Annotated in this window: 23 protein-coding genes; 10 read left to right on the forward strand and 13 right to left on the reverse strand. The window is 68.5% G+C overall.

The genetic code is table 11. From position 1 onward, the window contains the following. Positions 1 to 27: 27 nt before the first annotated feature. The 7 genes from D3877_RS25355 to D3877_RS29630 all read left to right on the forward strand — a co-directional run bounded on the left by D3877_RS25355 (position 28) and on the right by D3877_RS29630 (position 6,912). Positions 28 to 714: a response regulator gene (locus tag D3877_RS25355; RefSeq protein WP_119833560.1), complete on the forward strand. Its 687-nt coding sequence runs from the start codon at positions 28 to 30 to the stop codon at positions 712 to 714. A gap of 2 nt (positions 715 to 716) precedes the next feature. After that, positions 717 to 2,006 carry an ATP-binding protein gene (locus D3877_RS25360; protein ID WP_119833561.1) on the forward strand — a complete coding sequence of 430 codons (1,290 nt, stop codon included), beginning with the start codon at positions 717 to 719 and terminating at the stop codon, positions 2,004 to 2,006. 227 nt (positions 2,007 to 2,233) lie between these two features. Further along, on the forward strand, positions 2,234 to 2,608 hold the full coding sequence (locus D3877_RS25365) for a DUF2946 family protein (protein WP_119833562.1): 375 nt from the start codon (positions 2,234 to 2,236) through the stop codon (positions 2,606 to 2,608). Between the two features lie 241 nt (positions 2,609 to 2,849). Beyond that, positions 2,850 to 3,731 carry an energy transducer TonB family protein gene (locus tag D3877_RS25370; RefSeq protein WP_119833563.1) on the forward strand — a complete coding sequence of 294 codons (882 nt, stop codon included), beginning with the start codon at positions 2,850 to 2,852 and terminating at the stop codon, positions 3,729 to 3,731. Between the two features lie 98 nt (positions 3,732 to 3,829). After that, entirely contained in the window at positions 3,830 to 4,171 is a 342-nt protein-coding gene (locus D3877_RS31145; protein ID WP_476561134.1) for a hypothetical protein, read from the forward strand. A 63-nt stretch (positions 4,172 to 4,234) separates the two neighbouring features. Further along, the gene (locus D3877_RS25380; RefSeq protein WP_119833565.1) at positions 4,235 to 6,355 is read left to right on the forward strand and encodes a TonB-dependent receptor family protein; all 2,121 of its coding nucleotides are present in this window, start codon (positions 4,235 to 4,237) and stop codon (positions 6,353 to 6,355) included. Between the two features lie 185 nt (positions 6,356 to 6,540). Beyond that, positions 6,541 to 6,912, forward strand: coding sequence for a hypothetical protein (locus D3877_RS29630; protein ID WP_147395295.1), 372 nt, complete (start codon positions 6,541 to 6,543; stop codon positions 6,910 to 6,912). Here the strand turns inward: D3877_RS29630 and D3877_RS25390 are convergent. From D3877_RS25390 to D3877_RS25445, 12 genes are all read right to left on the reverse strand, one after another. Continuing rightward, positions 6,855 to 7,613, reverse strand: a complete 759-nt coding sequence (locus D3877_RS25390; RefSeq protein ID WP_119833567.1) for an iron ABC transporter ATP-binding protein — start codon at positions 7,611 to 7,613, stop codon at positions 6,855 to 6,857. The two genes, D3877_RS29630 and D3877_RS25390, sit on opposite strands and share 58 nt — an antisense overlap. Continuing rightward, a complete protein-coding gene (locus D3877_RS25395; protein WP_119833568.1) occupies positions 7,610 to 8,557 on the reverse strand; it encodes an iron chelate uptake ABC transporter family permease subunit in 948 nt (315 codons plus the stop codon). The genes D3877_RS25390 and D3877_RS25395 overlap by 4 nt, the downstream gene beginning before the upstream one ends. Further along, positions 8,544 to 9,512, reverse strand: a complete 969-nt coding sequence (locus tag D3877_RS25400; RefSeq protein ID WP_119833569.1) for an ABC transporter permease — start codon at positions 9,510 to 9,512, stop codon at positions 8,544 to 8,546. The genes D3877_RS25395 and D3877_RS25400 overlap by 14 nt, the downstream gene beginning before the upstream one ends. After that, positions 9,509 to 10,420, reverse strand: a complete 912-nt coding sequence (locus D3877_RS25405; protein WP_199720962.1) for a siderophore ABC transporter substrate-binding protein — start codon at positions 10,418 to 10,420, stop codon at positions 9,509 to 9,511. The genes D3877_RS25400 and D3877_RS25405 overlap by 4 nt, the downstream gene beginning before the upstream one ends. A 17-nt stretch (positions 10,421 to 10,437) precedes the next feature. After that, complete coding sequence (locus D3877_RS25410) at positions 10,438 to 11,292, reverse strand: sugar phosphate isomerase/epimerase family protein (protein WP_119833642.1); 855 nt, start codon at positions 11,290 to 11,292, stop codon at positions 10,438 to 10,440. Beyond that, positions 11,292 to 12,617, reverse strand: a complete 1,326-nt coding sequence (locus D3877_RS25415) for a DUF6005 family protein (protein ID WP_119833571.1) — start codon at positions 12,615 to 12,617, stop codon at positions 11,292 to 11,294. The genes D3877_RS25410 and D3877_RS25415 overlap by 1 nt, the downstream gene beginning before the upstream one ends. Continuing rightward, a complete protein-coding gene (locus D3877_RS25420; RefSeq protein ID WP_119833572.1) occupies positions 12,614 to 13,861 on the reverse strand; it encodes an AMP-binding protein in 1,248 nt (415 codons plus the stop codon). The genes D3877_RS25415 and D3877_RS25420 overlap by 4 nt, the downstream gene beginning before the upstream one ends. Next, positions 13,858 to 15,615 carry an IucA/IucC family protein gene (locus tag D3877_RS25425; protein WP_238475074.1) on the reverse strand — a complete coding sequence of 586 codons (1,758 nt, stop codon included), beginning with the start codon at positions 15,613 to 15,615 and terminating at the stop codon, positions 13,858 to 13,860. The genes D3877_RS25420 and D3877_RS25425 overlap by 4 nt, the downstream gene beginning before the upstream one ends. Next, positions 15,599 to 17,425 carry an IucA/IucC family protein gene (locus D3877_RS25430; protein WP_119833643.1) on the reverse strand — a complete coding sequence of 609 codons (1,827 nt, stop codon included), beginning with the start codon at positions 17,423 to 17,425 and terminating at the stop codon, positions 15,599 to 15,601. The genes D3877_RS25425 and D3877_RS25430 overlap by 17 nt, the downstream gene beginning before the upstream one ends. A 64-nt stretch (positions 17,426 to 17,489) precedes the next feature. Further along, positions 17,490 to 17,774: a DUF2218 domain-containing protein gene (locus tag D3877_RS25435; RefSeq protein ID WP_119833573.1), complete on the reverse strand. Its 285-nt coding sequence runs from the start codon at positions 17,772 to 17,774 to the stop codon at positions 17,490 to 17,492. A gap of 30 nt (positions 17,775 to 17,804) precedes the next feature. Beyond that, positions 17,805 to 20,027: a TonB-dependent receptor gene (locus tag D3877_RS25440; RefSeq protein WP_119833574.1), complete on the reverse strand. Its 2,223-nt coding sequence runs from the start codon at positions 20,025 to 20,027 to the stop codon at positions 17,805 to 17,807. Between the two features lie 217 nt (positions 20,028 to 20,244). After that, on the reverse strand, positions 20,245 to 21,273 hold the full coding sequence (locus D3877_RS25445) for a FecR family protein (protein WP_238475075.1): 1,029 nt from the start codon (positions 21,271 to 21,273) through the stop codon (positions 20,245 to 20,247). A gap of 136 nt (positions 21,274 to 21,409) precedes the next feature. On the opposite strand from D3877_RS25445, the gene D3877_RS25450 reads away from it, so the two are divergent. Then, complete coding sequence (locus D3877_RS25450) at positions 21,410 to 21,925, forward strand: RNA polymerase sigma factor (RefSeq protein ID WP_119833576.1); 516 nt, start codon at positions 21,410 to 21,412, stop codon at positions 21,923 to 21,925. Between the two features lie 205 nt (positions 21,926 to 22,130). Continuing rightward, the gene (locus D3877_RS25455) at positions 22,131 to 23,837 is read left to right on the forward strand and encodes an ABC transporter ATP-binding protein (RefSeq protein WP_119833577.1); all 1,707 of its coding nucleotides are present in this window, start codon (positions 22,131 to 22,133) and stop codon (positions 23,835 to 23,837) included. 81 nt (positions 23,838 to 23,918) lie between these two features. On the opposite strand, the gene D3877_RS31100 is transcribed toward D3877_RS25455, so the two are convergent. Continuing rightward, positions 23,919 to 24,182: a transposase gene (locus D3877_RS31100; RefSeq protein ID WP_119833645.1), complete on the reverse strand. Its 264-nt coding sequence runs from the start codon at positions 24,180 to 24,182 to the stop codon at positions 23,919 to 23,921. 138 nt (positions 24,183 to 24,320) lie between these two features. Between D3877_RS31100 and D3877_RS25465 the strand changes: the two genes are divergently transcribed. Next, positions 24,321 to 25,628 carry an IS701 family transposase gene (locus D3877_RS25465; protein WP_119833578.1) on the forward strand — a complete coding sequence of 436 codons (1,308 nt, stop codon included), beginning with the start codon at positions 24,321 to 24,323 and terminating at the stop codon, positions 25,626 to 25,628. Positions 25,629 to 25,794 lie beyond the last annotated feature (166 nt).

Here is a 25,794-nt window from a genome sequence, read left to right on the forward strand (position 1 = left end):
CGGCGGGCGGCGGGACAAATTTGCCGCATGCTCAAAGTGTTGCTTGTGGATGACGACCGTGAACTGACCGCCCTGCTCATCGAGTATCTGGCGCAGGAGGGGTTTGACGCCCGCGCGGTCCACAACGGCGCGGACGGCGTCGCAGCGGCCTTGAGCGGCGAGCACGCCATCGTCGTGCTGGACGTCATGATGCCGCGTCTCAGCGGCATCGAGGCGTTGCGCCGCATCCGTCAGGCCAGCCGCATTCCCGTCCTGATGCTGACGGCGCGGGGCGACAACATCGACCGCATCACCGGGCTGGACCTGGGCGCCGACGATTATGTGCCCAAGCCCTGCACGCCGGGGGAGTTGGTCGCCCGTCTGCGCGCCATCCTGCGGCGGACCCAGCCACAGCCGACGATGGCCGCCACCGCGTCCGTGGAGGCCGGGCCGCTGGTCCTGTCGCCGGGCAGCCGCAGCGTCACGCTGCACGGCCAGCCGCTCGACCTGACCGGCACGGAGTTCAGCCTGCTGGAGATCCTGGCGCGCGACGCCGGTAGGCTAATCAGCAAGCAGGATCTGTCCCAGCGCGCGCTGGGCCACCCGCTGACCCCGTTCGACCGTCGCATCGACGTGCACATCAGCAGCATCCGGCAGAAGCTGGGGCAGCGCGACGACGGGCATTCCTGGATCCTGACGGTGCGCGGCGTCGGCTATCAACTGGTCGTGGACTAGCCATGGGACGGCTGTTCTGGAAGCTCTTTCTGTCGGTCTGGCTGGCGATGCTGCTGTCCTTTGCCGCCGGTGTGTCCTACCTGACCCTTTCCGGGCAGCTCAGCCACCAGGAGAGGATGAAGGCGGGCATCCTGTTGAAAACGGCGGAAGGGCTGCTGACGACGTCCGGCGCCGACGCTGCGGTCGCGTTCGTCGCCGGGCAGACCGCCGACCCGTCGCTCCCGCGCATCGGCCTTCTGGGAGACCGGGGCCAGCGTCTTGCGGGCGAAGAATCGACCGGCGCCGGCACGCGCCGGACGGTGGTCGCCACGGATGGGCGGTCCTACACGCTGGTGAGCGCGGCGACCGACGCGGACGGGTCCGAGCCCAAGGGGTTTCTCGCGGTCCCGATCATCTCCGGCGCGGTGGTGTCGTTTCTGTTCAGCCTTGGTCTGGCCTGGTATCTGTCGCGCCCGCTGCGTCATCTGCGCTGGGCCTTGCACTCGGTGGCGCGCGGTGATTTCTCGACGCGCGTCCTGCCGCGCATGGGAACGCGGCGCGACGAGATCGTCGATCTGGGCCGTGATTTCGACAGTATGGCGGATCACCTGCAACGGCTGGTCGAGGCGCGCCAGCGTCTGCTGCACGACATTTCCCACGAGTTGCGCTCTCCCTTGACGCGCTTGCAGGCGGCCATCGGCCTGGTGCGGCAGAACCCCGCGAAGGCCGCCGTCATGCTGGAGCGGATCGACCGCGAGGCCGAAAGGTTGGACGCCATGGTGGGCGAGTTGCTGACCTTGGCGCGTCTTGAGGTCGGCGCCGGCGTGATCGTCCGGGAGCGGGTCGATCTGATCGAACTGCTGAACGCCATCGTCGAGGACGCCGCGTTCGAGGCCGAGGCGTCCGGTCGGTCGGTGACGCTTCTCGCGGAAGGCCGATTCGTCTGCACCGTCGCCGCCGAGCTGGTGTGCCGCGCCTTTGAGAACATCATCCGCAACGCGGTGAGATTCACCGGCGACGGAACGGCGGTCGCCGTCACGGCGGTTCCGTCACCGGACGGAGCGTGGCTGCGCGTGACGGTCGAGGACCATGGGCCGGGCGTGCCGACCGACATGCTCGACCGGATTTTCGAGCCGTTTTTGCGGCTGGACAACGGGCAGCCGGGTTCCGGCTACGGCCTGGGCCTGGCCATCGCCCGGCGGGCCATCGAATCCCATGGCGGGGGGGTCCGCGCCGTGTTGGCGGATCATGGCGGTTTGCGGGTGACGATCGCCTTGCCTTCCCAGCCGGAGCAATCCGCGACGGCGCGATGAACCCCGCTGCTGCCGCACCGTCTCGTGGCTGACGAGGACGCCGCGCTGAAAATCCCAGGGCGATCGTTCGGTCCAGTGTGGTGGCGACGGTCCCGGTGTGATAAAGCCGAAACATGTGAGGGCAGGGGGGACGCTCAAGGGTGACGCGCGGACGGGGGTGGACGATCAGGACGGCCAAAAGCGGCGCGTCGGGGCCTGTCCCCGGTCGGCGGCCTTGGCGCGTCTGGATGGCGTTGATCGCCATTCTGGTCCAAACCATCCTGCCGGATTTCGCCATGGCCGCGCGGGTTGGCCGCGCCCAAACGGACCCGACGCTCGCCCTTCACGCTCTGGTCACGGTCGAAGCGTCCCGCGCCGTCGCCGGATGCGGCGCGATCTGGGAGGAACCCGACGGATCCGACCAACCAACGGGCGCGCATGACCATGGCGGGCCATGCGCCTTTTGTCTGGCGCTGTCGGCCCACGCGCTGCCCCCCGACGACGCGGCTGGAACGGCGGCGTTCGCGCGGTTCCAACGGGTCGGCGTCTTGGACGGGCAGGGCGTCGCCCGCCCCGCGCTGTTCCGCCCCCGCCACGCGCCACGGGCGCCGCCCACGGTCTGACGCGCCGCATCTCTCGCGGTCCTGTCCGATTCAACGCTCTTGCTGGCCGTTCCATCCGTCAAACGCGCGCCTGCGCGCCGGGTGGGGGCAAGGCGGGCGTTGCGTCGGGCAGGCCCAGGCCCGCCTTTCATCCCGGTGATGTTCCCTGTTTCCAGACCGTCCGTGCGCCGGTCCCCTTCGCGCGGCGGAGGGGACGGCGCCCCGCCTTGCCGTTCCGCGCGCCGCGCGCAGCCGGTGGCCCTTGCCGCTGTCGCTGACGCTGCACGGGGGGGCGCTCGCGCTCGTCGTTCTGCTGGGCGCGGAAAAGCCGCCGCCGCCCCCGGCGGCGGCGGTCGCCTTCCTGTTGGAACTGGAATCGCCGCCATCGCCGCCAGCGCCACCCGGACCGCCGGTCGAAGCGCACCCCGCCCCGACGCCCGAACCCCCGGTCGAACCAACGCCGGAACCGGAGCGCGCCGCCGTTGCGCCGGTCCCGGAACTGCTCGCCTTGGAGCCGCAGCCGGTCGAGCCGCCGCCAACGGAACCGGCCATGATTCCGGTCGCCGAAGCGCCGCCGCCTGAGGTCCGGCTCCTTGAGGTTCCCCCCGTCGCCCCGGAACCGCCGCCGCCCGTCGAAGCCGCCGCCGTGGTCGAGCCGCCGCCGCCCGCGCCACCTCAACCGGCGCCGCCGCCCACTCCCACGCCGCCGCCGCGTCAGCCCGTGAAGCGAACCACCCCGGCCAAGCCGCAGACGGTCTCCGCGCCGGTCGCCCCGGCCAGGGTCACGCCGACTCCGACGGCGCCGCCTTCCGTCCCGATCCCGCCGCAACCCACCCACGCCGCCGCGCCAAGCGCGCCGCCGCCCGACTATCTCGCCGCCATCCAGGCCCGTCTGGCCCGTTACAAAGTTTACCCGCGCGCCGCCCAGACGGCGCGCGAGGAAGGAACCGTGCTGCTGCGCTTCGTCATCGGCCAGGATGGGACGATCTTGCGCTGGACCATCGTGCAGGGGTCGGGGCATGAGAGCCTGGACCAAGCGGCGGAAAGCATGATCGAGCGCGCCTCGCCGCTGCCGCCGATTCCCGCCGATCTCGGGCGCGACCGTTTGGAGGTCACGTTGCCCGTTCGGTTCGCCCTGCGATGAGGGGATTGGCCAAACATCGGGCGGCCTGGACGCTGCTCGTGCCGCTGCTGCTGGCCGTGCTGATTCAGGCGCTCGCCCCGAATTGGGCGGGGCTGGCGATGGCGGCGCGCTGGGACAGGGCGACGTCGGGCAGGACAACGTTGGGCGACGCCGCCCTGTGTCTGGCCCCAAGGCCAACGTCGCCGGATTCCGACGCGCCAGCGGGCACCCCAAAGGACACGCTCTGCGCGATCTGCCAAGCCTTCGCCGCCGTGCAGACCGCGCTGACCGGCGGAACGATCCAGCTTCCCGGCCCCACGGCGCTTGGCCGTCGCTTGCGGCGCCCGACGCGGCGTCCCGCGCCGCCCCGTCCCGTCAGCGTCCGCCCCAAGGCGCGGGCGCCGCCCTTGGCCGCCGCGTCGCCCAGCGGATCCCTTATCCGCCAATCCACCATCTGTTGAGATTCACGCCCGGCCCTGGTCGCCCAGACGATCATCGGGGCCGGTGACAGGAGAGCCTGTTTCATGACCCGCATCCAAACCGGCGGCGCGTTGGCGCTCGCCTCGCTCGTCGCCCTTCAGACGCTTCCCGCCGCCGCCCAGACGACAAACGCCCAGACGACAAAGACCCAAGCCACAAACGCCCAGGCCGCCAGCGGCGGTTCGGTGACGCTCGACACCCTGACCGTCACCGGCCAGGGCAAAGGATCGCTGACCGTGCCCAGCGCCGAACAGGCGCGCGAGGATCTCGGCAAAACCGTGGGATCCGTCGGCTTCGTGGATTCCGAATCCTACAAAGGCACGCTGTCCAACACGCTGCGCGACGTGCTGGGCAACGTGCCCGGCGTCTTTGTCGAGAACCGTTACGGGCAGGAATTGCGCCTGTCCGTGCGCGGGTCCGGCATGGCGCGCGGCTATCACCTGCGCGGGGTGGAGCTGTTGCAGGACGGCGTTCCGGTCAACGCCGCCGACGGCAGCGGCGATTTCTACCAGATCGACCCGCTGTCCCTGCGTTACGCCGAGGTGTTCAAGGGCGGCAACGGCTTGGCCTATGGCTCGTCCACGCTGGGCGGGGCGATCAACATGGTGACGCCGACCGCCCACACCGCCGTCGCCCCCAACCTGCTGCGGGTGGACGGCGGCAGCTTTGGCACGCTGCGCACGACCGCCCAAGCGTCGCGCGTGCTGGGCGACCTCGATTTCCTCATCAACGGCACGCTGTCGCATTCCGACGGCCACCGCGACCACGCCCGCCAGCAGTATGAGCAGGTCAACGGCAACATCGGCTATCGCGTCTCCCCCGATGTGGAGACGCGCTTTTACTTCGGCGAATACGTCACCCATCAAAAGCTGCCGGGATCGCTGAGCCTGAGCGAGGCGCTGAACCGCCCGACAATGGCGACGGCGGCGGTTCTGTCGGGCGATCAGGCCCGCGACGTCTGGACCCAGCGGATCGCCAACCGCACCAGCGTGAAGCTTGAATCCGGGCAGTTGGACGTCGCCAGTTGGGCCATCCGCAAAAAGCTGTTCCACCCGATCTTCCAGGTGATCGACCAGACGGGTTGGACCTACGGTCTGGCCCCCCGCTACACCACCAGCTTCACCGTCGGCGGCCTGCGCGACGAGCTGGTGGTCGGCGCCCGCCTGACGGCGGGCAACACCAAGGCGCGGCAATTCGTGAATCTCAACGGCAGCCGGGGGGCGCAGACCGTCGATTCCCGCCAGAACGCCTACAACGCCGAGCTGTTCGCCGAAAACCGCCTGTATGTTCTGCCGACTCTGGCGGTGATGACCGGGGCCAAGGCGCTGCGCGATCTGCGGACCTATTCCGACCTGCTGTCGCCCAGCAAGAACGGCGACCGGGCCTATTACGGGTTCAATCCTAAGATCGGCCTGTTGTGGGAGCCGAAGCCGACCATCCAGGCCTTCGTCAACCTCAGCCGCAGCCAGGACGTGCCGGACTTTTCCGATCTGAACCAGACTCAGGCGAACGGAACGCTGGGCTTTGTGCCGTTGCAGCCGCAACGCGCCTGGACCGCCGAAATCGGCACGCGCGGCGAGATTGGCCGGGTGTCGTGGGACGTCACCGCCTACCGCTCGGTCATTCGTGGCGAGATGCTGCAATTCGTCACCAACAGCAACGTCCCGGCGGCGACCTTCAACGCCGACCGCACGATCCACCAGGGGCTTGAAATCGGCGGCAAGGCGGTTCTGGCCGCCGACCTCGCCCAGAAGGGCGACAGCCTGACCTTCGGCCAGATGTGGACCTACAACGACTTCACCTTTGACGGCGACCGGCAATACGGAAACAACACGCTGGCGGGCATGCCACGGCATGTCTTGCGCTCGACGCTGACCTACAGCAACGACGGCTTCTATCTGACCCCGACGGTGGATTGGGTTCCGCAAGGGGCCTGGGCCGATCAGGCCAACACGCTGAAGGTTCCCGGCCACACGCTGTTGGGGCTTCAGGTCGGCAAGGAGTTTTCCAACGGCCTGCTGATCTTCATCGATGGCCGCAACCTGACCAACAAGCGTTACATCAGCGACATTGGCACGGTGACGGACGCCCGCCGGGTCGCCACCTCGATCTTCTACCCCGGCGAAGGGCGCGCGGTGTACGCGGGCGTGCGCGCCGCCTTCTGATCGACCTGCGTTCTGATTGGCCCGCCTTCTGATCGGACCAGCTTCCATCAGGGGAGTCGGCAGCTCCAGACCAAGCGGGCGCATAGGGGAACCCGGCAAGCCCTCGGTCTGGCGCCACCCTGACCGATCACGACCGTGACGATGCCGCCGAAGTCGCGGCGCCGCTCGATCAGATCCAGGCTCCGATGGCTTCGTTCACCGGGGACGGCGCTTACAACCGTCCCACCACCGTCTATGCCGCCGTGCATGAGCGCCATCCCGCCGCCGACGTCACCCGTGCCGCCGCGAGAGGACACAGTTCTCAGTCCCACGGCATTGACGGCGCCAAGCAGCACATCCACGCGATCGCCGAGACCGGGCGCCGGGCTTGGCAGCGGGACAGCGGCTACACTGTCCGAGCCCGGGTTGAGAACCAGATCGGCCGCTTCAAGCAGATTGTCGGCAACCACATCAGCCAGCAATCCAAATGGATTGCTGGCTTTTTCGTGTCCGGAATCGGTCAATCATGGTGCCGCACCAACAGTTGCCCGTCGATCCGGTGGACCTGCATGCGATAGCCGTAGAGCCGCTCCAACAGATCGACGGTCAGGATGTCGTCCGGCGAACCGTGGGCGACGATGCGGCCGTCCTTCAGCGCCACAATGCGGTCGGCGTAGGCGGCGGCATAGTTGATGTCGTGCAGCACAATCACCACGGTGCGCCCGCGCTGCTCCACCATCTCGCGCAGCAGCCGCATCATCTGACGGGCATACATCATGTCCAGGTTGTTCAGCGGCTCGTCCAGCAGCAGGTAGTCGGTGCCCTGGCAGAAGGCCATGGCGACGAAGGCGCGCTGCCGTTGTCCGCCCGACAGGGTCATCAGGTCGCGGTCGGCCAATGCGGTCAGGTCGAACAGCGCCAGCGCCTCGTCGATCAGCGCGCGGTCCCCGTCGGTCAACCGCCCTCGGCCATGGGGGAAGCGACCGAACCCGACCAGCTCCCGCACGCTGAGCCGACCGGCGAAGCCGGTGTCCTGGCGCATGACGGTCAGCACCCGGGCCAGATCGCGGCCCGGCGTGCGGTCGACCGGCAGCCCGTCCACCGCGATGCGCCCGCGCTGCAACGGCTGAAGTCGGGCCACCAGCGACAACAGACTGGATTTTCCGGCGCCGTTCGGGCCGATCAGCGCGATCAGCTCCCCCTTTGGCAGGGTGAGGGCGACATCGTGCAGGATCGTCGTCCCATGGTGGCTCAGGCCGACGCCCTCAATCTCAATCATCGTCTGCGCTCCGTCGCCAGCAGGAACAGGAAAAGCAATCCGCCCACGAACTCCACGACCACCCCCAGCGCTCCGGCTCCGCCCAGCCCATGCTGCAACAGGGTCTGGCCACCGACCAACACCGCCACCGCGATCAAGGCGGCGGTCGGCAGCAGCACGGCGTGGCGTTGGGTGCCGGTCAGCCGCTCCGCCAACGCCACCACCACCAGCCCCAGAAAAACCACCGGGCCGACCAGGGCGGTGGACACCGCCACCAGCATCGCCACCAGAGCCAGGATCGCGGTGATCTGGCGGCTCCAGTCGATGCCCAGCGCCGTCGCCGCCGCCGGACCGAGCGCCACCACGTCCAGCGCGTGGCGCAGCCGCCAGGCCGTCACCGTTCCGGCGGCGGTCAGAACACACCCCACCACCAGCAGGTCGCCGCGCACCGCCGAAAAGTTGGCGTAGCTGGCCCCCTGGAGCACCGCGAAATCGTTGGGGTCGATCAGCCGCGCCAGCAAGGACGTCAGGCTGCGGAACAGGATGCCCAGCAGCGCCCCGGTCAGCAGCATGCGGTAAAGCGATAGGTGCCGACGCAGGATCGGCAGGAAGACAGCGGCGGCGATTCCGACCATCGCCAGCAGGGCCGCCAGGAACTTCAACCGGGGATCGATCCCGGCGAACCCCAGCCCGCCCAGCAGAAAGACCATCGCCGTCTGGCCCAGAAGATAGAGCGCGTCAAGTCCCATGATCGACGGGGTCAGAATGCGGTTTCCCGTGACCGTCTGAAGCAGAACGGTGGCGACCGCCACCGCGACCGCCACCTGGACCAGCGCCAGCAGCTTCAGCGCCCGCAGTTCCAGCACGAAGGCGAGGTTGCCGCGCAGCCCGACGGCCATGTGCAGGACAACGCAGAGCAGGGCGAGACCAGCGGCCAGCCACACCCGCCGTTCAACCGCGCTCATGACGCCCCGCCAACAGCCAGAGGGCCAGCGCCGCGCCGACAGCGCCGAGGATCGTGCCGATGGGAATCTCGTACGGGTGACGCAGCAATCGGCCCAGCACGTCGCAGCCCAGCGTCAGCGCGGCCCCGCCCAGCGCCACCCAGGGCAGGGAACCGCGCAGGTTGTCGCCGCGCAGGCGGGAAACCAGATTGGGCACGATCAGCCCGACGAAGGGGATCATGCCAACCACCACCACCGTCATCGCCGACAAGAGCGCCACCACCGCCAGCCCGGCCTGCACCATCCGTTCGTAATCAAGGCCGAGGCCGACGCTGACCTCCTTGCCCAGCGAGGCGACGGTCAACGCGTCGGCGCACCACCAGGACAGCGCCACCAGCGCCGCCGCCAGCCACAGCAATTCGTACCGCCCGCGCAGGATTCCGGAGAAATCGCCGTTCATCCAGATGTCGAGATATTGCAGCAGGTCGGTCTGCCACGCGATGAAGGTCACACCGGCGGCGATCACCCCGCCATAGATGAGGCCGAACAGCGGCATCAGGAACGGTTGGGTCGGCGGCAGGCGGCGGACCAGCAGCAGGAAGGCGGCGGTGCCGACGATGGCGGTCAGCGTCGCCACGGCCATCTTCTCCAGGATCGAGGCCGTCGGCCACAGCAGCGTGACCAGCAGGATGCCGAAGGCCGCGCTTTGTTCGGTTCCGCCGATGCCGGGATCGACGAAGCGGTTGCGCGCCAGCGTCTGCATCACCAGCCCGGCGATGGCCAGCCCGGCCCCGACCAGGATCGCCGCCAGCGTGCGCGGCAGCCGACTGATCAGCAGCGTGTCGAGCGCCTCGGCCCCGTCCGCGACGGACAGGTCGGAAACCCCGACCGACAGGCTGGCGGCGCAGAGCAGGGCGCAGACGAGAACCGTCCCGACGCCTGCGACGCGCCCGGAAACGACCGGGGCCATCATCATGGCGCGGCCCGGAACTGTTCCTCGATCCGGGCCAGCACCCGAAGCGTGGCCGACACGCCGCCTGCGGCGATGTAGAAGTCGGCGGGGGGCAGATGGACGATCTGGCCGGTGCGCCCGGCGACGGTTTGCGCCACCAGATCGTTGGACAGCGTCGCCCGGGCGCTGGCCCCAGTCTCGCCGATGGCGGCGGTGCGGTCCAGCACGATCAACCAATCCGGATTGGCCTTGCGGATGAACTCGAACGAAACCACCTCGCCGTGCAGGGCGGCCCCCAACTCAGGCACGGCGGGCGGAATGCCCAGCTCCGAATGCAGCCAGCCGAAGCGCGACGTGGCGCCATAGGCCGACAGTTTCGGCCCGTTGGTCATCACGATCAGCGCCCGACCACGCCCGGCAACCGCCTTGCGCGCAGCCTCCACCGCGTTGTCGATCCGCTCTTGCGCCGCCTTGGCCTCCGCCCGCCGTCCGAACAGGTCGCCATAGGCCGACAGGCGGCGGCGGGCGTCGGCCAGCAGATCCTTGCCGTCGATGGTCATGTCGATGGCTGGCGCCACCTGGCGCACCGTGGCGAGTTGGTGGGAGGAGCGTCCGCCGACGATGATCAGATCGGGGGCGAGCGCGCTCAACGCCTCCAGATCGGGTTCCTGGAGGATGCCGACGGAAGCGGTTCCCTTGAGCTTTGCCTCCAGGTCCGGCACGAACAGCTTTTTCGGCGTTCCGGTTGGCCGGACGCCCAAATACAGCAGCGTGTCGATCGCGGCGACGTCGTACACGGCGACACTTTTCGGACCATCCTTGATGGACACCGGCCCCAGCGCGGTCGCGATCTCCGCCGCCGTTGCGGCCAGCGGGGAGAGGCACAGCGCGGCGACCGCCGCCAACCGCCCAAACCAACCCATCCTGTTCATGCCTCCACCAGTCTCCCTCAACACCGCGCTGTTCCGCCGAAGCGGCGGGTCACGGTGGCCGGCGCCAGCGTTGCCTCGACGGCCTCGCGGTCGTGGCGCAGCACCGCGTAGCAATCGTCGCCGAACCATTCCAGCGACCCTTCCGCCGTCGGATCGTCGGCCAGTTCGGCGAGGAAGCGGCGATAATCCACCGCCCCGTCGAACAGCGGGACCATGCCGTCGCGCCGCCCGGCGGCGGCGTAGACGTTGCCCGGTTCGAACACCGGCAGGTCGCTGCGATCACGGATGTTCTTCAGGTGGTAATGGCCGATGTGCGGACGCAGCGCCCGCCGGGCGGCCACCGGATCGTCGCCGCCCTCCCAGACGTGCAGCACATCGAAATTGATCTTCAGCGCCGGATGGCCGACCGCCGCGATCAGCGCGCGGGTGGATGTCAGGCTGTCCGCCAGGGTGCCGGGGTGGGTTTCCACCAGCAGCGACAGCCCATGGTCGGCGGCCAGCCCGCACAGGGTGCGCAGCCGCTCAGCGATGAAGATCGTCCGCTCCGGCGAGGTCTCGGCGCTGCCAGCGCTTCCGGCGAAGGTGCGGATCTTGCGGGCGCCCCAGCGCTGCGCCAACCGACAGAGGTCCAGCGTCTTGCGCACCAGCGCGTCAGTGTCGCCGTCCAGCGGCAGGTAATCGCTGAGCATCGGCGCCGACAGGCCGAACGCCGCCAGCCAGTCGCCACCCCGGTCGGACACCGCCGCCATGTTGCGGGCGTGCGCCCCCCACAGCTCGATTCCGTGAAAACCGTTGTCGGCGGCCCAGACGGCCAGCTCCTCCAGCGAGACCAGATGGTGCCGGAAGCTGATGGTGCAGAGCGACAGTTTCATCACGCCACCTCGGAAAATGCGGGGGCTGGGACGGCGGCGGCGCGCCATTGCCGGAAAACGGCGGCCAGCGCGTCCTTCAGGGCCGTCTCCATCCGGTCGAGCTGGTCCAGCCGGTCGAACAGGTCGGGAGCGAGGCCGAGATCGCCGGTCTGGGCAAGGCGCAGCGCCGCGTAATGCAGCGTCTTGAAGCCCTGGAACAGCGCCTCGATCGCGTCGCAGTGCGCGAGGAAGCGGTCGTCGGGCAGCCGCAGCGCCCGCCAGAAGAAGGCGAATCCGTGCTCGTAGGCGTATTTGCGGATGGCGAACACCGGCAGTTCACGCAGCGCATGCGAAAGGCCCGCTGTTGACAGTCCGTCGGCCCCCTCCACATGCGCCGCCAGGATGCCCCGGACCGCAGCGGTCAGCGGGTTGACGTCCGGCAGGAAGCAGGCGTCGAAATAGGCGGCGACGTCGGTTGGCCGGGCGGGGCGCAGGTCACGCCGGTCGAACAGGTATCCGCCAGCGACGCTGGGCTGGAGGAAGGCGTTGGCGATGCGGTCCCGCGCAATGTCCCCTTCCCAGCGGAAATCGGGGTCGCGGACCCGGTAGACCGCCGGGTCGCTGGCGCTTTCCAGCATCAGGTAATGGGGAAAAGGGTTCTGATTGAACTTGTTCTCACGCTCGGGCAGGTGGAACAGGTCGATCATCGCCATGATGGACAGGCTGTCCGGCCGCCGTTCCACCAGATCGGTCAGATGGGCCAGATTGTCCTCTTTGCTGCGGGCATGGTCGTACCATTGCCGCACCTCCGCCCCGTAGAGGCGGCGGTACCAGTCGCAGAAGAAATCATGGCTGACGCCGGAGCTGTGATAACGCAACACATGGTCGGCCCCGACGTCGAACCCGGCGTCCCACACCCCGAAATAGAAGGGGCGATGGTCGATCCCCGCCCGCTTCAGCGCGTCGCACAAGCAACTGACGACGCAGTGGATCTTGAGGTCCTGATACTCCTCGGCATGGACGCTGCCGGGGGGGACGCTGCCAGAGGGGGCGCTGCCGGGCGGAAGGTCCGCAGCGGCATCGGTCGGGCGGGGGCCGACGAACAGCCCGGCCACATCGGCCACCGTGGCCAGATCGCGCGAGGTGATCAGCTCGTCCGGCGCCTCCAGCCCGAAGGACAGTTCCAATTGCAGGAACAGTTCCATCATCAGCACGGAGTCGAGGTAGAGATCCTCGTTCAGCCGCGCTTCGGGTCCGAAATGGTCGAGATGGCGGTTGTCCAGATGGTCGCGCAGGACGGTGTGGATCGCCGCGACGATTTCCGGCCCGGTCATGGTCGCCGTCACGATGCGGACCCCGCGTAACGGGCGGCAACCTCGCGGCGGCTGATCTTGCCGTTGGCCATGCGCGGCAGGGCGTCGGCGCGGATCAACTCACCCGGCTGCTGGTGGGCGGCCAGATTGTCCCGGCACCAGTCGCGCAGCGCCCGGTCCGTCACCTCGGCGGCGGCGGAGAACAGCAGGGCGACCCGTTCACCGGCGAAGCGGTCCGTGCGACGGAAGGCGACGGCGTCGGTGACGCCGGGCAGCGCCATCGCCACGTCCTCCACCTCCTGCGGGTACACGTTGAGACCGGCGACGTTGATGGTGTCGTCCAGCCGCGACAGGAACATCAGCATGCCGTCCTCACGCACATACCCCAGGTCGCGGGTGTGGATCGCGCCATCCGAAGCCGACAGCACGATTTCCGCCGGGGCGTCGGCGGTTCCGGCGGACAGGCGATGGTGGGGCAACACGCGGCCCAGTTCGGCGCTGGCCACCATGTCGGGGTTGATCGCGATGCAACCGGCCTCCGAACAGCCATATTGCTGGAACATATGGACCGTCCGGCTGCGGATGCGCTCGAACCAGGGTTCCGGCAGCAGGGTGCCGGAGGTCATCGCCGCATGGATGCGCTCGCCCTCCGGCAGCAGCCGGGCCAGCGTGTGCAGGATGACGGGGGAGGAATAGAGCAGCGGCTTATCGATCCGCCGCAGCGCCGTCAGCAGGAATTTCGGATTGGTGGTGTCGAGGATCACCGGCTCCGCCCCGCGCCGCAGCCCAACCAGCAACCCGCAGATCAGGCCATAGGAATGGGTGGTCGGGCAGGCGATCACCGGGGTCATGCCGACTGGATCGGTGAAGAAGCCGACATAGCTTTCGATCTCGCGGTCGATCTCCGCCCAGCTCCGCGCGATCCGCTTGGGCGCGCCGGTCGTGCCGGAACTCATCTGGAGGAGTTGGCCCGGCTCCGGCGACGCGGGCGGCGGGGCGATTTCCTCCGCCGTCAGGCTGTTGTGGTAGAGCGCGTGGCAACCGCTGTCGCGCGCCAGCCGACGCGCCGCCTCCAGCGGGGTGGAGGGGTGCAGCGGCAGCAGGCTGCCCCCCGCCGCCCGGATGGCGAAGAACAGGGCGAGCCAGTCGATGGTGTTCGCGAAACAGACCGCGAAGCGTGCGCCGGGGCGGTCGGACAGGCGGGCCTGTTTGGCGTGGGCGGCGATCAACGCCTCCACCTCCGCCCGTGAATAGGATCGGTCGTCGATGCGGATCATCGGATGCTCTCGGGGGAAGTCTCCGGCGCGAACCGCGCGAAGATGTTGGGAACGGTGTGGTGAATCTCCTCCCGCGCGCGCAGCAGCTTGCCCCGCAGCAGGGATTCGGTGAGGATCTCAGGCGCGGCGTGGCCGACGCGGCGGAGCCGCTCCTCCAGCCCATGGCGGCGGGCGTGGCCCTCCACCAGATCGTGAACCCGTTGCCAGAACGCGCTCTCGGGGAGGCCGTGTTGCAACGCCAGCAGGTCGGACAGTTCGGTCAGGTTGAAGACGAACAGCGTGTCCATCACCAGCTCGCGCAGCGGATCGACCCCGCTGGCCCAATAATAACGGTCGGGCGGGGCCTCGCGGTAGGCCGGGTGCAGGTTCGGGAAGTCGGGCAGCCGGTCGGGGGCGGCCAGGAAGTCCGGCGCGTATTCGACGCTGTCGTGGAAGTCGCGCAGGATCAGCCGCACCGGCCAGCCGTCGCGGTGGACCAGCACCATGTTCTGCCCGTGCGCCTCCACCGCGACGCCGTGGCGGACCAGCAGATGCCAGACCGGCAGCACCGCCACCGCCAGCAGTTGGTCAAGCCAGGGCGACAGCCCGTACCGCTCGATCCAGGGGGCGGCGAAGGCGGCGCCGTCCGCCTCCGTCACCATCAGCATGTTGAAGGGAATGGCGGCTTCGCCCTCGCCCAGCGTCGATTGCACGCTGCGCCGCCACAGCGCCGCCATTTGCCCGGCCAGCGGGCCATCGCGGTCGGCGATGATCCCGGCATATTCCGGCAGCAGGGTCAGCGGGTAGCGCTCGCGGAAATCAGCGTCGTCCGCCACCACCCCGCACAGCCAGTCGGAGATGGCCGGGCCGGTGCAGACCGAATGCGGTTCGAGGATCCGGCGGGAGGCCGTGTTGACGATGTTCAGCGCCAGCTTGACGTCGGCCTTGCGCGGGTCAGCGACGTTCATCACCGTGCGCACCGACTGGCTGGCCCGGTAATGATCGCCGAGCGGCCCCAGACAGACCGCGCGCCCATCGGCCAGCCAGGGGGCGAACACTGGGGCCAACTCCCCCTCGCGCAGCGCCCACCATTGCCAGGGGTGCAGCGGCAGCAGCCCGAAATCGGTGGCCGGGCGGTTCAACGCGGCTCGTTGCTGTTGAACCTCCGCCCAAGCGACCGGACCGAGTTCGGCGCGCCAGAACGCCTCCTCCTCGGCCAGGGTCGCGGCGGGGAGGGCCTGATGCAGGCACGAACGGGCGACCAGCAGCCAAACCAGTTGGAAGCGCCGCCCGACCTCCGGCCCGAAGGCGGCATGGTCGGCCTCGTCGAAGCCCAGCCGCGCCTTGAAGCAGGGGTGGTAGGGATGCCCTTCCTCCAGCCGACCTTCCAAGTCGGGAAAGGGCAGGCCGTGGCGCGGCGTGGCGGGCAGGTTGGCGGCGTTCCAGCGGCAGAGCGTCACCGTGCGCTCCAACTCGGCCAGCAGACCGGCGCGGCTCGCCTCGGTCGCGTCGAGGCCAACGACCATCCGGTCCAGCGGGGCGGCGCGCCAGACGCCGTCCTCGTCCCGCATCTCGACCGATCCCGTTTGGACGCGCGGACGCCCGAACGGCCCGGCGGCGGCGCGGCAGCGGAACTCCCGCCCGCCGGAGCGCCAGAGCAGCCCCTCGTTTCCGGTGGCGGCCGGTTCGACGATTCCCTCGAACAGCAGGGCGGCGGCAAGCTGGCGGACCACCCGTTCCTCCGGGCGGCCGGGCAGGTCACGCGGAAAAGGCATGATGCCCCCGTTCGACCGCCGCCGCGCCGGTTCGGCACAGCGGGTTGGGCCATTGGGCGTACAGATCGGCTTCGCTGGCGGTCTCAAGCTCGTCGATGTCGAGCAGGCGGGTGGTCAGGTTCAGCTTGGCCCCGATGGTCGGGCTGTCCAGCACCCCTTCGGCGAAGCGCCGCCCCGCCCCGGTCAACGACAGGGCCAGCCGTTCCAGCCGGGCGCGCAGAAGGCGCAGCAAATCGTCTTCCTCGGCCAGCCGGTCCTTGCCCAGGCGGGCGATCACCGAGAAGATTTGATTGACGATCACGTAGTAGGAGAAGCGCCGGTTGATCTCCCCCTCCTCGTAATAGAGGGAGCGGATGTTGTCGGCCTCCGGGATCAACCGGCGCAGCCGGTCGCGGTAGGCGGCGGACAGGTAGAAGCCCTGGTTGTCGCGGTAGAGGAAGCGGGCGGGCATCCCGTCGCGCAGTTCAAGCAACCCGTTTTGCTGGTGCGCCTCCAGCGCCACGCCGTGGGTGTCGTACAGGCGCAGCACCGGATCGAGCGCGCAGTCGAGATAGGCGTCGAACCAGCGGCGGGCCGATTCGCCCACGCTGCCGCCACGCTCCGTCGCGACGCGGCGCACGATCCGTTCCAGGCGGGAGGGGCGGTTGGGCAGCGGGTCGGCGGTCAGCGCCGCGATGGTGGCGACGCCGCGCTGGCGACCGTTGGCAAAGGGGTTTTCGCGCAGGATCACCTCGAACCCGCTTTCGCAACCGTCCGCCGCGTCCAGCGTGATGTAGGCGGGATCGAGCACGAAACCGAAGCGCGGACTCAACCCCGGCCCGATTGCGCCGATCAGCTTGGCCATGATGACGCCCGCGTCCAACTCGTGCCGCCGGTTGATCCGGATCGAGTTGGTGATGCGCACCGGCAGCGAGAATTTCAGCATCCAAGGACTGTCCGGGCTGTAGACCGTCCGCACCGACGAGGTGGCGGTGAACTCCGGCCCGGCCTCTCCCAGCGCCCGCAGCGCGCCGCTGTCCAGCATCGTCCGCACCGCCGGGTCGAGCGCCAGCGCTTCGGCCTGGAGCGGGTGCATCGGGATCAACTGCTCACCCTCCCGCAGGGCGAGCCGGGAGGAGGAGGCGCCGAGAATGGCGGCGATCATCTCCGGCGCTGATTGGCGAATGGCGGAACGGTGGCTGACCCGCGACGCCGGAGCGGCGAACCAGCGCAGGCGGAACCGCCCGCCCAGTTCCGGGGCGTAGGTCGGCTGCTGCCACGGCGTCATTCCCTGAAGGCTTTTCGGGGTGGGGTGCAGCCAGTGGCCGAACACCAGCGATTGTTCGGCGGCGATGAACTCGTCCTCGTCGCGGTCCGCCGCCGGGGTGGCGTTCAGATAGCGCTGGACCGACTGGTAGCTTTGCAGGACGCGCAGAAGCAGCTCCAACTCGCTGCCGCGCAGGTCGGCCCCGGCGTTCTTCCCCTCCATCCGGCGATAGCTCTCGCTGGCCAGACCGCACAGCGCGGTGAAGGGTTCGGTCTGCCGCCAGGGAGAGCTGGGGGCCGTATCTGTGGGCGCCGTGTCGGCAGGGGCGTCGGGCAGGGCGCGTTTCCAAATCCGCCCGAAGCCGCAGGGGCCGCACAGCGAGCGCGAAACGATTTCCGCCCGCAGCGCGGTCCGCTGCGACGGCAGCAGCCATTCGACGCACTCGACAACCGGCCCGGCCTCCGGGCCGTGCCGGACGGTCCGGCCGGTGTCGATCTCCCGCCAATAGCAGTTCGCGAAGTTTTGAAAGGTCGCGTGTTCGGCGATCTGCTGGGTGGAACGCATGGTTTGCCGATCCTGAAGGGCTTCGGACATGACGGCTGTAGGGGCGGCTGTGAGGGCGGCGGCCTTACGCCGCCCAGTCGAGCCGCCGGTCGCCTTCGCGGAAGGCGAAGCGCAGCAAGTGGCTTTCCACCACCGACTGAAGCTCGGCCAACTCCGCCGGGGTGGGGGCGCTGGCCTCGATGGTCAGCCGGTCGGGAGTCGCCCGCAGCCGGGCGGCGCCGATGGAGAATCGGCATTCCCCACCCTCTGCGGTCTCCACCGTTTCGATCTTGTGGGCGAAGTGGCGGCAGAGCTGGGTGGCGTAGCGCTTGCCGTGCTCCGTCTCGAAATGGGCGGTTGAATGCAGCATGCGGGGAGGCTCCCGATTGTGGTGAAAGGGTCAGAACTTCGCCGACGCGGTCAGCAGGACGGTTCGGCCCGGTTGGTACAGCGGGGTGACGGTCCCGAACTCCTGCCCATAGGTGGCGCGGTCGGCGTAGGTCTCGTCGAACAGGTTGCGGACGTCGGCGCGCAGCGTCAGGTTGGACAGGTGCGGAATCTTGTGTTCGACGAACAGGTTGACGGTCTCATAGCCTTTCAGCGGCTTCTGACCGGCCTGGACCTTGTTGTGGTCCAGCACGATCTCGACGTCGGCGCCGACCGTCAGCTCCCATTTGGGGATGGTGTGGGCGCCGCCGATGGTGTAGACGCGGCCCACCGGGGTGGCGATGTAGGTGCCGGTGTCAGAATCGGCGGGCAGCCCGTCGATGGTGACGTCGATGTTGGCGTATTTGGCGCGGACATAGCCGGTGTCCCAGGTGTAGCCCAAGCCCAGCTCGTACCCTTTCGACCGGACATCGCGGAACAGCGTGCCGCTGCCGACGGCGTAGCGTGGCGCGCGCACGTCATCCAGATCGGTGCGGAAAACGCGGCCTTCGGCGGTGAAGCCCTGATAGCGGGCGACCAGTCCGGCGGTCAGGTTGGTCGCGGTCACGGGCTGCGGGCCAGCGCCATAGCGCCAGGCCGGATTCATCACGAAGTTCTCGGCCAGTTGAACGCCGCCCCAGCTTCGCGAATAGCCGGCCTTGGCGGTCAGATGCTCGGGCAGGATGTCCACCTCGCCCGAAATGTTGTGGCTGGCGCCGCTGTTGGCCCACTCCTCGCCGGTGGTGCCTTCGAACCATTGCTGATCGCCGCGCAGACCGAAGGACAGGCGGACCCGCTCCACCGGCGTCAGCCGCGCCTGTCCATAGATCCCAACATTGCGGGCCTTTTCGGCCGCCGTCATGGTCCGGTCTTCATACTTGGCGTGATCGACGTAAAAGTCGGTTCCGGTGGTGATGGTCCCCGATCCGACGGTGAAGACGTTCTCCAGCTTGCCGTTCAGCGAACTGGTGGCTCCCTTGCCGGGATAGCTGCCGGGAACCGTGCTGGCGCCGACCGGGCGGGTGTAGATCGGGGTTTCGATGTCGGTGCGGCCATAGGCGACCACGACCTTGGGGTTCCACAGGTCGGTCGGCTGGCTGTCGGTGTAGGTGAAGACCAGGTTCTGGCGGTCCAGCGTGTAGTCGCGCACGCTCGGCTCCCAGGCCGGACGGCCGGAGATGAATCCGACATTGGCGCGGAACGGGCGCGGCGCGTCGTCATAGACCCGCTCGTAGCTGACCTGGACGCGGTGGCCGACGTCGGACTCGTAGGCGAGCTTGGCCAAGCCGCTCTTCAGGTCGGTCTCGGTCCCCTCGACCTTGCCGCCATCGCCCGACTTGAACCGGCCACCCTTGGCGTAGGTGACATAGCCCAGCCCCTCCAGCCCCTTGTGACGACCGTAACCGGCGAGGCTGTTGGTGAAGACCGAGCCGTTGGTCCCGAAGCTGGACTTGACGAACGCGCCGACGCCGTCGCCCTCCAGGAAGTCGCGGGCGTCCTTGGTCTCGTAGGCGATGGATCCGGCCAGCGCCCCCGGCCCGGCATCAGCCGGGGCCACCCCGGCGTCGACGCGGGCGGTCTTGAGAAAGGCGGGATCGATCAGGGTGGTGCCGTTGTGGTGGAACACCTTGTTGTTCTGTCGGCTGCCGTCGATGCTGACGGACAGGTTGGTCTCCTCCACGCCGTTCACATAGACCTTCTGCGACATCGGCACCGAGCTGCCGACGCGCACCCCTGGCTCGTTGGCGAAGACGTCGCGGATGTCGCCGGGGTTCTTGCGGTCCAGATCCTCCTTGGTGATCAGGATTTGCGCGGGACCGCTGGGAGCCGGGGCGGCGGCCGTGACCGACACCGGACCCAGCGCCATCGTCTCGCCTGCGGAAGAGGCGGCGGGGGCCGGGACCAGCGTGGCGGTGGCCGGGCCGCTGAGGCGGTAGGTCACGCCGGTGCCGGTCAGCAGGCTTTCCAGCGCCTGGGCCGGCGCCATGGAACCGCTGACCGCGTGGGAGGTGCGCCCGTCGGTCAGCGTGCCGGGAAAACCGATCTGCCAGCCGGTTTGTCGGCTGAAGGCGTCCAGCGCGCCGCGCAGCGGCTGTGCGGGCAGCGCGAAGGCGGCGGGACGTTCGGCTGGCGCTGTCGCCTGCTGGGCCGCAGCGGGGACCGCCACCAGCGTGGCGCCAAGCGCCGTGGAGGTCATCAATGCGGCAAACAAACGCCCGGCGACCCGCGACCGGCTGAACTCCCCAACTCCGACTATCGATGCCGTACGGCCGACCATGTCCTGCAACTCCCGTCTCAATCTGGTGCAGGGGGATCAATCGCAGGCGGTCAAGCCTACCCCCCCTCTTCGCCAGACGTGTGGGGACGCGGACCCTCACAAAAAAAGATGCGAGCGATTCTCAGCTCATTGGGAATCAGCGCAGAACGGTGATGCCGCCCGGCAGGACGGTCATCCGTGCCCCGACCATCCCGGCGAGCGCCGCCAACGCCCCGAGCGGATCGTCGAGCCGGTAGTTGCCGCTGACCCGCTCCGCCGCGATGCGGTCGTCCAGCAGCAGGATGGGGGCGGGGTGGTGGCGCCGCAGCGTCGCCACCACGGCGGCCAGCGGTTCGTTGTGGAAGGCGTAGCGGCCATCGCGCCAGGACAGAATCTCGGCCGGATTGGGCCGGGGCTGCATGGTCAGGCCCAGCGCCGTGGCGGTCAGGCGGTCGCCCGGAGCCAACACCATGGCCCGGCCGGGATCGTCCGGCCGACGAACCGTCACCCGTCCGCGTTCCAGGAACACGGAATCCTCCTGGTCGTCCGACCGCACGGAGAAGGCGGTCCCCGTCACCTCGACCTCGCTGAAGCCAGCGGCCACGCGGAAGGGACGGGCGGTGTCCCGCACCACGTCGAACCAGGCCTGTCCGCGCAACAGGGTCACGCGGCGTTCCCTGCCGTCAAAGGCCACCGTCACCGCGCTGTCGCTGTCCAGGAGCAGGCGTGACCCGTCGGGCAGCGCCAGTTCGCGCCGTTCGCCGGTGTCGGTGCGGTGGTCGGCGCTCCAGCGCGTTTTCAGGTCGGGATAGAGGTGCGCTCCGACCATGGCCAGAAGCGCCGAGGCCGCCATCGCGCCCAGCCAGGCGCGCCGCGTCTGCCGGGCCTGCCGCACTGGCGCCGGAGGCGTCGACCGATGCGCCAGCGTGACGCTGCGCAGTTCCGGCATGCCCCCGATCTCGGTCAGCCGGTCGAACGCGCGGGCGTGGCGTGGATCGCCTTCCCGCCACGCCCGATAGGCGGCCAGCGTCGCCGGATCGGTCGGCGTGTCAAGCAGCCGGACGAACCAGTCGAGCGCCGCATCCGTCACCGGATCGGCATGGCGGCCGTCGGTTTCCGCCGTCTTTCCGTTTGGCTTGTTCTGAACCACCCGTGTCGCCCGTCCTCTGTCCGTCTGCGCTTGCATCTTAGACGTTCGAGAGGTGGAACGGCCACACACAGCGCCGCAGAAAAATTCGGCGTGGCTTGACAGTCACAAATAAGAATCATTATCAATCGCTGACGACCCCGAGGAAGCGCTCAGCGCGACGGATAGGCCAACCATGCCCGCAAGTCTGACCGCCATTTATCTGGATCACCGCCAATCCCTGTTGGGCCGCGCCCTGCGCATCGTCCGTGATGTGCCGACGGCGGAGGATGTGATCCAGGAAAGCTACCTGCGGGCCTGCAACGCGGCGCAGAAGGGGCCGATCGACAACATTGGGGCCTTTCTGCACCGCACCGTCCACAATCTTGCTCTCGATCAGATCCGCCGCCGCCGCACCCAGGAACGGTTCGAGGCCCCCGCTTCGCAAACCGGCGACCCGCTGGAGGTCGCTTGCGACGCCCCATCGGTGGAGGAGCGGCTTCTCCACCGCGAACGGCTGGCCCAGTTCATGGACGCGATGGAGGCCCTGCCGGAGCGCGCCCGCCGCGTCTGGGTGCTGAACCGGGTGGAGGGCATGTCCTACCCGCAGATCGCCGCCCATCTCGGCGTGTCGCCGGGGACCGTGTTCAACGACATGAAGCTGGCGATGGGCCATTTCGTGGACGCCCTGTCGCGCGCCGACCGCCGCTAACCCGGATCGCGTTGCGTCGGAATCGATGCGCCGGGCGAATCCGCTCGATCCATCAAGACTCGGAGCGGCGCGCGCATGTTCCATGCTCAGGACGCGGCGCTCTGAATTCAGGAATTTTTGCGAGGCCGCGCCCTCCGGCGCGTCAGAGAGATGGCCGCCGCTTTTCACCGGCGGTCCGGCATCGGCGCAATCAGGGGCTTCCTTCGTGGTCAAGGACTTCTTCAGCTATTACCGCCCGCACAAGGGGCTGTTCATCATCGATTTCGGTGGGGCGATCCTGTCCGGCCTGCTGTCGCTGGGGTTTCCCTTTGCGGTGACGGCGTATGTGGATTGGCTGCTGCCAGGCGGCGACTGGGGGCTGATCCTGCTGGCCAGCCTGGGCCTGCTGCTGATCTATCTGGCCAACACCGGGCTGATCGCGGCCGTGACCTACTGGGGGCATGTGCTGGGGATCGAGATCGAGACGGAGATGCGCCGCCGCGCCTTCGACCATCTGCAACGGCTGCCGCTGCGCTTCTTCGATGGGCAGAAAACCGGCCATCTGGTCGCCCGCCTGACCAAGGATCTGGAGGAGATCGGCGAACTGGCCCACCACGGGCCGGAGGATGTGTTCATCGCGGTGATGACCTTCCTGGGCGCGCTGGCGCTGATGCTGTCGGTGCATGCGCAGCTTGCCCTGCTGACGCTGCTGATCGTGCCGGTGGTGATGGTGCTGATCCTGCGCTTTGGCAGCGACATGACCGCCAACTGGCATGCCCAGTTCGAGCGGGTCGGCGCCTTCAACGCCCGGATCGAGGAGGTGGTGGGCGGCGCCCGTGTCGTCCGCGCCTTTGCCAACGAACCGCACGAGCGCGCCCTGTTCGCCGAGGACAACGGACTCTACAAGCGGGCCAAGCTGAACGGCTACCGCATCATGGCGATCAGCCTGGGGCTGAATTATCTCGGCATGCGGCTGGTGCAGGTGGTGGTTCTGGTCGCGGGCACCTGGTTCGTCTATGAGGGCGAACTGACCATCGGCGGTTTCGTCGGCTTCCTGCTGCTGATCAACGTCTTTTACCAGCCGCTGGAGCGGATCGCGGCGGTGATCGAGAACTACCCCAAGGGGATTGCCGGTTTCCGCCGCTATTGCGATTTCCTCGCCGTCGTGCCGGAGATCGTCGATCGACCCGGCGCCGTCGCCGCCCCGCCGCTGAAGGGCGACATCGCGTTCGAGAACGTGACCTTCGGCTACGACCCGGAACGGCCGGTGCTGGAAGGGGTGTCGCTGTCGATCCGCGCCGGGGAAACGGTGGCCTTCGTCGGCACGTCGGGGGCTGGCAAGACGACGCTGCTGTCGCTGCTGCCGCGCTTTTACGAGGTGACGGGGGGCCGCGTCACCATCGACGGGCACGACGTCCGCGATGTGACCCAGGACTCCCTGCGTCGGCAGATCGGCATCGTGCAGCAGGACGTTTTCCTGTTCGCCGGCACTCTGCGCGACAACATCGCCTATGGACGCCTTGACGCCAGCGAGGATGAGATCCGGGAGGCCGCCCGCCGCGCCCGGCTGGACGGGCTGATCGCCGACTGCCCCGACGGGCTTGACACCATCGTCGGCGAGCGCGGGGTCAAGCTCTCGGGCGGGCAGAAGCAGCGGGTCGCCATCGCCCGCATCTTCCTGAAGAACCCGCCGATCCTGATCCTGGACGAGGCGACCTCGGCGCTCGACACCGAGACGGAACGGGCGATCCAGGCCTCCTTGCAGGAGCTGGCCCGTGGCCGCACCTCCCTGGTCATTGCCCACCGCTTGACCACCATCCGCAACGCCGACCGCATCGTGGTGATCGGCAACGGCGGCATCCTGGCGCAGGGGCCGCACGACCAGTTGATGCATGGCGGCGCCTATCGGCGGCTGCATGACGCGCAGGGCTGAACCGGATCGAACTCCCGGAGGCGTGTTGCATGGAGGTGATTTTGGCGATGATGCCCCCTCGTCCTTTCCCTCGCTCAGGCGCTACGGACGGAGTTCGGGCGTCCCAGGTCGAGCATGCGATTGAGGACCGCGACGGCGATCGCGACCTCGGTGGTGCGGGCGTCGGCCCTGTGTGAGCGAGAAATCCTTGCGGCACGCCTTGCAGCGCCAGCGGGGCGCGCTGGTTGCCCGCCGACAATCATACACCGCATCGCAGGCGCAGCCCGGACACACCGGGCGTCCGCCGGTCGCCGACCACCGGATCGCGGCGGACAGCGTTTCCGCCTCACGGGGCGACAGTCGCATCACCGTCGCCAGCGATAGCGTGCGCGCCGCCGACGCGAGCAGGAAGCGCTGACCTTTAGTTCTACTGTGTCATAAAATATGGACTGGTATAACGGTTTGTTGTAGAAGGGGGATTCATGCTTCGTTCGGAGAGGCGGTATGGCCCCCCTTGGAACCGCAGGCGGCATCGAATCACGGTTTTCGGCGTATGTCGAGCGTCTGGCGACGACTTTGGGTCACGCTGATCGCGGCGTGCCGTTTCGCGCCTATTGCACGGGATTGCTCCTTCCAGGCGAGCGCAAGAGCGTTGAGCCGATGGCGGCGCGGGTAGAGCCTGGCCGTGTCGGCGCAGCCCATCAATCCTTGCATCATTTTGTCGCCAAGGCGGCGTGGGACGATGCCGCCGTGCTGGCCGGGGTGCGCGATCTGGTGCTTCCGGCGCTGTTGGAGCGCGGCCCGATCCGCGCGTGGATCATCGACGACACCGGCATGCCGAAGAAGGGCCGCCATTCCGTTGGCGTGGCGCGCCAGTATTGCGGCCAAATCGGCAAGCAGGACAACTGCCAAGTCGCCGTTTCGCTGTCGCTGGCGACCGACCACGCCAGCCTTCCCGTCGCCTTCCGGCTGTACCTGCCAGAGGCATGGGCCGGTGACGCTGAACGCCGGGCGCGGGCCGGCGTCCCGGACGGTGTTTGCTTCCAGACCAAGCCCGCCATCGCGCTGGACCAGATCCGCACGGCCATGACGGCGGGTCTGCCGCCGGGGGTGGTCCTGATGGATGCGGGCTATGGCAACGACACCGCCCTGCGCGACGGCGTGACCGCACTGGAACTGACCTATGTCGCCGGGGTCGAGTCCTCGCTGACCGTCTGGCCGCCCGGGGTGGAACCCTTGCCGCCCAAGCCCTGGAGTGGCAGAGGACGGCCGCCGAAGCGTTTGCGCCGCGCCCCTGGACATGAACCCGTGTCGGTGAAGGCTCTGGCCGAAGGGTTGGCGCCGGAGATGTGGCGGCCCGTGACATGGCGCGAAGGCACGAACGCCCCGCTCGCCTCCCGCTTCGCCGCCGTCCGCGTCCACCCGGCCCATCGCGATGAGGAGCGGGCTGAGCGCCGCCCGGAGGAGTGGCTGCTGATCGAGTGGCCCGAGGACGAGGAGAAGCCGACCAAGTACTGGTTGTCGACGCTGTCGCAGACAACCACGCTCGACGCCTTGGTGGAGACCGCCAAGTTGCGGTGGCGCATCGAACGCGATTATCTGGAACTCAAACAGGAGCTTGGCCTGGGCCATTACGAGGGCCGAGGATGGCGTGGATTCCACCATCATGCCACGCTGTGCATCACCGCCTACGGCTTCCTAATCAGGGAACGGGCGGCGATTCCCCCCTCAGGACCATCCCCCTCCGGGCGCATCGAAACGCCTGACCTTCCCGAAGGCTTCCGGCCACGCGGTTCCGCCATCGCGCCCTGAACGACACGTCCCGACCTCCATCGCCACCCTGCGCATCAACATCGCCAGAAGGCTCGCCCGAACACTCCAGCGATGTCCGTGCTGCCATCAATTGCGCACTTTATGACACAGTAGAATTACTTCCGCGCCCTCATTCATGGAAAGCCATGAATGTCTTCAAGCGATT

The organism is Azospirillum cavernae, from assembly GCF_003590795.1.
GTDB lineage: Bacteria > Pseudomonadota > Alphaproteobacteria > Azospirillales > Azospirillaceae > Azospirillum > Azospirillum cavernae.